The sequence below is a fragment of the Mesorhizobium sp. B2-8-3 genome (assembly GCF_006440815.1).
Classification (GTDB): domain Bacteria; phylum Pseudomonadota; class Alphaproteobacteria; order Rhizobiales; family Rhizobiaceae; genus Mesorhizobium.
This window is the reverse complement of record NZ_VFTW01000052.1, coordinates 1-8,260: the sequence shown is the minus strand read 5'-3', so window position 1 is coordinate 8,260 and position 8,260 is coordinate 1. Positions and strand designations below refer to the sequence as shown.

The 8,260-nt window shown below is 65.7% G+C and carries 3 protein-coding genes; all 3 read left to right on the top strand.

The features are described from left to right. The first annotated feature begins 10 nt into the window (after positions 1 to 10). The gene (locus FJ418_RS31710) at positions 11 to 3,733 is read left to right on the top strand and encodes a WD40 repeat domain-containing protein (protein ID WP_210243180.1); all 3,723 of its coding nucleotides are present in this window, start codon (positions 11 to 13) and stop codon (positions 3,731 to 3,733) included. Next, positions 3,733 to 4,797, top strand: a complete 1,065-nt coding sequence (locus FJ418_RS31705) for a hypothetical protein (RefSeq protein ID WP_140872212.1) — start codon at positions 3,733 to 3,735, stop codon at positions 4,795 to 4,797. The genes FJ418_RS31710 and FJ418_RS31705 overlap by 1 nt, the downstream gene beginning before the upstream one ends. Before the next feature lie 70 nt (positions 4,798 to 4,867). Beyond that, the coding region (locus tag FJ418_RS31700) for a trypsin-like peptidase domain-containing protein (RefSeq protein ID WP_181167168.1) at positions 4,868 to 8,260 on the top strand (3,393 nt) is incomplete at its 3' end.

The following is an 8,260-nucleotide window of genomic DNA, read 5'->3' as shown; positions in this document are numbered from 1 at the left end:
CGAGAGCTTCGTGACCGAGCTTCAGGCCAAGCTCGAGCGGCACCCCTTCGCGGCGGTGATCGGTCCGTCGGGCTCGGGCAAATCGTCAGTGGTGCTGGCGGGCCTGGCACCGAAGCTACTGGCACAAGACTGGAATGTCGCCGTATGCCGGCCGCTGCGTGACCCGCTGTTCCAGCTTGGCCTCGGCCTGGCTTCCCTCACAAACCCCAACCCCGCCGACTTCAGCGCACGCAACAAGGAGGCGGAAGAGTGGGCGGCGCGGTTGCGCAACGACCCCGGGCGTATTGTCGATCTGGCGCGCCAGATTGGAGGAACGACACCCGGGCGGCAGAGACGCACGCTCCTGGTCATCGACCAGTTCGAGGAACTGTTCACCCATGATGCCGAGGCGCCCGACGGGGCTGCGGCGCGCAGAGCGGAGGTCACGGACGAGGATGGTTCGCCGCGCCAGGCGCAGTTCCTCGCAGTGCTCGACGCCATCGCTGCACAGGACCCCGACAGCTCGCCGGTCCGGGCGGTGGCGACCATGCGGGCGGACTTCATGGCGCATGCACTGGCGATCCGCCGGCTTGCCGGCCTACTGCAGGACACCGACGTCAAGTTAGGGCCAATGACCGCGGCCGAGCTCAGCGAGGCGGTGCGCCGACCGGCCCGCAGCTTTGGTGTCGAGTTCGAGGACGGACTGGCCGAGGAGTTGGTGACGGCGATGCAGGGGCGGACCGGCGGATTGCCGCTGCTGCAGTTCGCGCTTGACCGGCTGTGGCGCCAACAGGCGGGATGCAGGCTCACCTGGGCAGCCTACAAAGGACCGGATGGCAAGGGTGGGTTGGAGACAGCGCTGAACGAGCATGCCGAGGGCGTAGTGCGGCGGCTCGGCGGAGCCGCCGAGGCAGGGGTACGACGGGTGATGCTGCGACTGGTCCGGCTCGGCGAGGACGGCGCCCCCGACACGCGCGCGGTAGCGCGTCGGCGCGAGATCGGCGAGGCCGACTGGCCACTGGTGCAGAAGCTGGCCGACGAACGTTCCCGGCTGCTGACCCTGGGCCGTGACCCGGCGACCGGAGAAGAGACGGCCGAAGTGGTGCACGAGGCGCTGATCGGCGCCTGGGGCAGACTGCAGGGCTGGCTGCAGGAAGACCGCGCCTTCGGCCTGTGGCGTCAGCGGCTCAAGGAGAGCCTGCAGGCATGGACCGCCAGTCCAGAGGATCAGGACGTTCTGCTGCGCGGTCGCCTGCTGAGCGAAGCCTCGACCTGGCTGGAGAGCCGCGGCGACGATCTCAACGACGCCGAGCGCGCCTTCATCAAGGCAAGCCAGGACCACGCCCGGCAAGAGGCCGAGGAAGAGCTCGAACAAGCACGCGAACGCGAGCGTCTCGCAAACGAACTGGCGAAAGCCGCGCAAGAGAGCGAGAGGCGCGCGCAAGAGCTCGCTGAGGCTGCGCAGGAGCGCGAGCAACTGGCACGAGAGCTGGCGGCAGCAGCGCAGGAGCGTGCGCGAACAGAAAAGGACCTTGCGGACACTCGCGGGCTCGCGCTGCACGACGCAGAAGTCGCCCGCAAGCGATGGAAGCAAAGGACTATCCTGCTCCGCGCTGTCGTCGCCCTGCTGCTGATTGCGCTGGCCGCCAGTGGATACTTCCTAAAGGACAATGTGATCCAACGGGATCGGGCTGACACTGCCCGTGACGCGGCGGACAAATCGGCATCCGCCGAGATGGCAGCGAAATTTAGAGCACTTGCGGCGGCGGGGAAGGCCGAGACTGCCCGTCTCGCGGCAGAAGCAACGGCGCGGGAAGCTAAGGGCCGCCAGCTTGGTGCCGAAGCGGTGAGCATCCAAGGGGACCTGCAAGGTGCTGACAGCGCCGAAAGGGCTGCCGCGCTCGCGATCGAGGGTTGGCGACGCTTTCCGACCGATGCGGCGTATCAGGCAGCCGTGAATGCGCTCCGCAAGCTGCCGCAGTATCGCATTGAACACGGTGGCCCGGTTAGTGCCGTGGCGTTCAGTCCCAGCGGCGACTTGCTTGCAACCGGCAGCAAGGACGGCACCGTGCGGCTGATCCGCACCGTAGACGGCAAAGAGGTGGCCCGCATCGAGAACGGGAGCCCGGTCAGTGCAGTCGCATTCAGCCCGAATGGCGAACTCCTCGCAACTGGCGGCAATGATGGCGGCGCACGGCTGATCCGCACCGCCGACGGCAAAGAGATGGCCCGCATCGAGCATGATGGCCCGGTCAATGCCATCGCCTTCAGCCCCAACGGCGACCTGCTCGCCGCCGCCAGCGAAGACGGCAGTGCCGGGCTGATCCGCACCGCCGACGGCAAAGGGGTGACTGGCAACGCCCACGAGCAAGCCGCGCCAGTCACTACCGTGGCCTTCAGCCCGAAGGGCGATCTTTTGGCCACCGGCAGTTGGGACGGTAACGCCCGGCTGATTCGCACCGCCGACGGCAGTGAGTTCGCACGCATCCACAGCGGTGTACCTGAAGCCCTCGCCTTCAGCCCGAACGGCGACATGCTCGCTATTGCCTCCATGGACGGCAGCGCAAAGCTGATTCGTACTGTCGACGGCAAAGAGGCGGCCCGCATCGAGCACGGCGACGCGGTCCGCGCCGTCGCCTTCAGTCCGAAGGGCGATATGCTCGCCACCGGCAGCGAGGACAACAGCGCGCGGCTAATAAACATCGCTGACGGCAGCGAGGCGGCCCGCATCGAGCGAGGCGAACGCGTCAACGCTATCGCCTTCAGCCCGAAGGGCGACCTGTTTGCCACCGCCAGTGACGACGGCAATGCGCGGCTGACCCGGACAACGGACGGCAAAGAGGTTGCTCGCATCAAACACGACGGCCCTGTTAACACCGTCGCCTTCAGCCCGCAGGGCGAATTCCTGGCCACCGTCAGCGCAGACGGCGGCTTGCGGCTGATCTTAACTGCTGATGGCAGAGAGGCGGCTCGGATCGAGCATGGTGGCCCGATTCTTGCCGTCGCCTTCAGCCCGAATGGCGACCTGCTTGCCGTCGCCAGTGAAGTCGGCACAGTGCGGCTAATCCGCCCCGCTGACGGTAGTGAGGTAATTCACATCGATGATGGCGAGGCGGCTTTATCTGTCGGCTTTAGCCCGAACGGCGATCTCTTGGCGACCGGCAGCGACGACGGCACCGCGCGACTGTTCCATACCGCCGACGGCAAAGAAGTGATCCGCATCAAGCATAGTGCCCCGGTTCGTACCGTCGCCTTCAGCCCCAGGGGCGATCTTTTGGCAACCGGCAGCGACGACGGCACCGCGCGGCTAATCCGCATCAGGGACGGCAGCGAGGCGGCTCGCGTTGAGCACGATGACTGGGTAAGACAAGTCGCCTTCAGTCCGAACGGCGACTTGCTGGCCATAGCCAGCGACAACGGCAGCGTGCGGCTGATCCGCACCGACGACGGCAAAGAGGTGGCCCGCATCGAGCACCGTGGCTCGGTCAACGCCGTCGCGTTTAGTCCACAAGGCGACCTCCTCGCCACCGCTAGTTCCGACAACAGCGCGCGGCTGTTGCTAACCCCGGAGCGGGTGTTCGAAAAGCTTTGCCGGGAGCGAGTCGGCCGCAATCTGTCGGCGGAGGAGTGGCAGCGTCACATCGGTCCCATCAAGGACTGGGTGCCGACCTGTCAGGAGTGGGCGAGCGAACCGTCGCTGCTTTCAGACTGGCAGAAGCGTACCGGACGGCAAAACAACGGAGGACAGAACTGATGGGCTGGCTGACGCGTCTGAGCGAACGCATCGCAGGAAAACCAACGACGGACTGGACATTTGTTGAGAGGCTTCCAGACCCGGGTCTCGGCGTCGCTGGGAACCCGATCGAGCCAGACGCCTGCTATATCGAGATTTTCGTCGAGTCGTTGCGACTGAAACAGGCGCGCCGGCTGGCGACCGCATTTCATGGGGTGGTATATTCCTTTGTCCGACTGTCCCAGGACGGCACTGAGGACGCAGAGATGGCGGCAGTGTCGAAACCGGCCCGACTGGCGGAACTCGACAGTGCCAACCTTGACCGCGTGATTACGGTCTCCAGCCAGATGATGGGCGCATTGCCCTGGCGGGGCGGCACCCTTGGGCTTGAGCTCGGGCTCTTCTCTGTAAAAAGGGGTAATCTGCTTTCACCGCTAATCGACTACGTCACCAGGGTCTCCGCGCAGGCTGGGATAAGTTTCATTGGTCAGGTGAAGCCGTTCTTGCCGCTGATCACTGAGGGTATGGACCTGATCGCAGGCCAGACCCAGGACTCGGTCATCGAGGTGGCGCTCGACACCGACATGGCTCTGATGGAGAGCCGGCTCTGCGCCATTGTGGCAGTTCGAAAAGGGCAGATCGATACGTCACAGCTGACCCTTGATCCGAACGACCGAAAGCTCCTTCTCAACGGGCGTCCGCTGGAAGAGGGTTACTGCGTCTTCTCGATCCGACGGTCCGACAAGAAGGCCGACTTTGGCGCAATACCGGAGGTCAAGGCCGCCTTTGCCGCGCTTAAGGCGACCATCGCATCAAATGATGAGGCTCAAGCGAGGAGTGCGCTCGCGGCTTTCCGCCGGACCGTGGTGATTAGCTCCGACCTCATTTCCCTCGACAAAACGCGCCTGATTGAGAAAGCGACGGCTTTGTACGGCGCAGCCCTGGGTAGTGGCCCGATCCCGGCGGGCCGTGGTGGTGCGCTGGTTGATCTAGGCGCAACAGAGCTTGCCGACCTAGATCTCTACGACGAAGCTTCCTCGGAAGGGCCAGCTCGGAATGACCCGCGGGGAGCAGGCCCGTGGTGAGTCTCGGCGCTGCGATGCCAAGCGCAATTTGCCTCGCGCCGGCTGCTGGTAGAGTTGGATGGCGGGTTTGATGACGACGCAGTACACGCGGCCGGTGGCGAGCATTCGCGGTGAGAGCGGAGCGATCTGCGGCAGCGGCTGGTTGGCGCTTGGTCGTTATGTCGTCACCTGCGCGCATGTATTGAACGATGCGCTGAAGCGGCCACGCGATACGACGGAACGACCGGAAGGTCCTTTTAGGCTCGACCTGCCCTTCCTTGGCAAGACAGGTCTGAGCGGGCGCGTGGTGGCCTGGTTTCCGGTGCGACCGCTTGCTGAGCTGGTGCGCGATCCGCTGGCCGATGTTGCAGTTATTGAGCTCGAGGAAGGCAAGGAGTTTTCGGGCGGCATCGAGCCGTTGGCAGTCGATCGGAGAATACCGCCGCGCGGAACGGAGTTTTTGACCTACGGCTTTCCGGTCGGCTTTGACAATGGCGTCGAAGCCAGTGGCGAGGTGCTGGTGAAGGACCCCGGCGGATGGCTGCAGGTCAGAGACACGCAGGCCTTCGGCTACTTCATTCAGCCGGGGTTCAGCGGTGCCCCGGTGGTAAGTCAGACCGATCTGCGGTTGATCGGAATGGCGACCGCAGCCGATCGCGACAAGACGACCAGGCTGGCGTTTCTGCTGCCGGCGCAATTGATCTGCCGGGCCTTGCCGTTGCTTGCAAACCCCTATCGCGGGCTCTCTGCCTTCGGCGAGGAAGACGCGGATCTGTTCTTCGGGCGCGAGAGTTTCGTGACGGAGCTTCAGACCAAGCTCGAACGGCATCCCTTCGCGGCGGTGATCGGTCCGTCGGGCTCGGGCAAATCGTCGGTGGTGCTGGCGGGCCTGGCACCGAAGCTATTGGCACAAGGCTGGAATGTCGCCGTGTGCCGTCCGCTGCGCGACTCACTGTTCCAGCTCGGCCTCGGCCTGGCTTCCCTCACAAACCCCAACCCCGCAGACTTCAGCGCACGCAACAAGGAGGCGGAAGAATGGGCGGCGCGGCTGCGCAACGACCCGGGGCGTATTGTCGACCTTGCACGCCAGATCGGAGGAACGACACCCGGGCGGCAGACGCGCACGCTCCTGATCATCGATCAGTTCGAGGAATTGTTCACCCAGGATGCCGAGGCGCCTGACGGCGCTGTGGCGCGCAAGGCGGAGACCACGGACGAGAACGGTTCGCCGCGTCAGGCACAGTTCCTCGCGGTGATCGAGGCCATCGCAAAACAGGACCCCTACAGCCCGCCGATCCGCGCGGTGGCGACGATGCGGGCGGACTTCATGGGGCATGCGCTGGCAATCCGCCGGCTTGCGGCCCTGCTTCAGGACACCGACGTCAAGCTCGGGCCGATGACCGCGGCCGAGCTCAGCGAGGCGGTGCGGCGCCCTGCCCTCACCTTTGGAGTCAAGTTCGAGGATGGGCTGGCCGTGGAACTGGTGACGGCAATGCAGGGGCGGGCCGGCGGATTGCCGCTGCTGCAATTCGCGCTCGACCGGCTGTGGCGCCAACAGCAGGGCTGCAGGCTCACCTGGGCCGCCTACCGGGGGTCGGATGGCAAGGGTGGGCTGGAGACCGCACTGAACGAGCATGCCGAGGGCGAAGTGCGGCGGCTCGGCGGGGGTGCCGAGGCGAGCGTGCGACGGCTGATGCTGCGACTGGTCCGGCTCGGCGAGGACGGCGCACCCGACACGCGCGCGGTGGCGCGTCGGCGCGAGATCGGCGAGGCCGACTGGCCGCTGGTGCAGAAGCTGGCCGACGAACGTTCCCGGCTGCTGACCCTGGGCCGTGACCCGGCGACCGGAGAAGAGACGGCCGAAGTGGTGCACGAGGCGCTGATCGGCGCCTGGGGCAGACTGCAGGGCTGGCTGCAGGAAGACCGCGCCTTCGGCCTGTGGCGTCAGCGGCTCAAGGAGGGCCTCCAGGCATGGACGGCCAGCCCTGAAGATCGGGACCTGCTGCTGCGCGGCCGTCAATTGAGCGAAGCCTCGACCTGGGTCGACAGCCGCGGCAACGACCTCAACGACGCCGAGCGCGCCTTCATCAAGGCAAGCCAGGACCATGCCCGGCAAGAGGCCGAGGAAGAGCTCAACCAAGCACTCGAACGCGAGCGACTGGCAAACGAACTTGCAAAGGCCGCGCAAGAGAGCGAAAGACGGGCGCAAGAGCTCGTGGCGGCAGCGCAGGAGCGTGAGCAACTGGCGCGAGAGCTGGCTGCGGCAGCGCAAGAAAGCGAGACACGGGCTGAGACTGCACGTCTCCTGGCGGAAGCGGCAGCGCGGGAAGCCAAGGGTCGCCAACTTGGTGCCGAAGCAGTTGGTATAGCGCGGGACCTGCAAGGTGCTGAGAGCGCCGAACTGGCCGCAGCCCTTGCGATCGAGGGCTGGCGACGCTTTCCGACGGCTGCTGCACATCAGGCTGCGGTGATTTCGCTGCGCGAACTGCCGCAGTACCGCATCGAGCATGGCAGTCCAGTCAAGGCCGTCGCCTTCAGTCCGATTGGTGACCTTTTGGCTACCGGCTGCGGTGACGGCGTACGGCTGATCCGCAGCGCAGACGGGAAAGAGCTGGCCCGCGTCGAGAATGGCGGTGCAGTCAAGGCCGTCGCCTTCAGTCCGAACGGCGCCCTGCTCGCCACAGGCAGTGAGGACGGCAGCGCGCGACTGATCCGCAGCGCAGACGGGAAAGAGGTGGCTCGCATCGAGCATGGCAGCCCCGTCAACGTCGTCGCCTTCAGCCCTCAGGGCGACCTTTTCGCCACCGGGAGCGATGACAACAGTGCGCGATTGATCCGCACCGACGGCAAAGAGGCGGCCCACATCGAGCATGCCGCCCCGGTCACCGCCATCGCCTTCAGCCCGAACGGCGATCTGCTCGCCACCGTCAGCGCTGGCAGCGCGCGGCTGATCCGCACCACCGACGGCAGCGAAGCGGCCCGTACCTGTAGCAGCATGCCCTCGGCCATCGCCTTCAGCCCAAACGGCGATCTGCTCGCCATTGTTACCCTCGACGGCAGTGCGCGGCTGATCCGTACTGCTGACGGCGAAGAGGTAGCCCGCGTCGAGCATGGCGCCGTAGTTACCGCCGTCGCCTTCAGCCCGAAGGGCGATTTCTTAGCCACCGGCAGCTGGGAAGGCGCGCGGCTGCTCCGCACTACCGACGGAAGCGAGGCGGCCCGCACCGGGCACGGCGATTTAGTTACAATGGTTTCAGCCGTCGCCTTCAACCCTAACGGCGATCTGCTCGCAACCGTAGGCGGCAATGCCCTACGGCTGATCCGCACCTCGGATGGTAACGAGGTGGCCCGCATTGAGCATGGTGACTTGGTCAAGGCCGTCGCCTTCACTCCGAAGGGCGACTTGCTCGCTACTGGCAGCGATGACGGGAGCGCTCGGTTGATCCGCGCTGCCGACGACCACGAGGTGGCCCGCATCGAGCAC

Excerpts from the sequence above, each read along its gene's own strand:
- FJ418_RS31705 (WP_140872212.1), top strand. The coding sequence starts at position 3,733 with ATGGGCTGGCTGACGCGTCTGAGCGAACGCATCGCAGGAAAACCAACG.